Source organism: Streptococcus mitis (assembly GCF_946190285.1).
GTDB lineage: Bacteria > Bacillota > Bacilli > Lactobacillales > Streptococcaceae > Streptococcus > Streptococcus mitis_CP.
The window spans coordinates 1-231 of the sequence record NZ_CAMHZX010000122.1 but is presented as its reverse complement, the minus strand read 5'-3'; the positions used below and the strand labels follow the sequence as shown (position 1 = coordinate 231).

General features: G+C 55.4%; 1 protein-coding gene. It reads left to right on the top strand.

From position 1 onward, the window contains the following. Positions 1 to 231, top strand: a 231-nt coding sequence (locus N8L39_RS09460) for a hypothetical protein (RefSeq protein WP_261039411.1), incomplete at both ends; no start/stop codon positions are given.

The following is a 231-nucleotide window of genomic DNA, read 5'->3' as shown; positions in this document are numbered from 1 at the left end:
CTACCTCAGCATCTACTAGCGCCGTAGCGTCTACCTCAGCGTCAACAAGTGCGGTAGCCTCAACGTCAGCGTCAACAAGTGCCGTAGCGTCTACGTCAGCTTCAACAAGTGCAGTAGCCTCTACTTCAGCCAGCACAAGAGCCGTAGCGTCTACGTCAGCCTCAACAAGCGCAGTAGCGTCTACATCCGCCTCAACCAGTGCCGTAGCATCAACCTCAGCATCGACTAGTG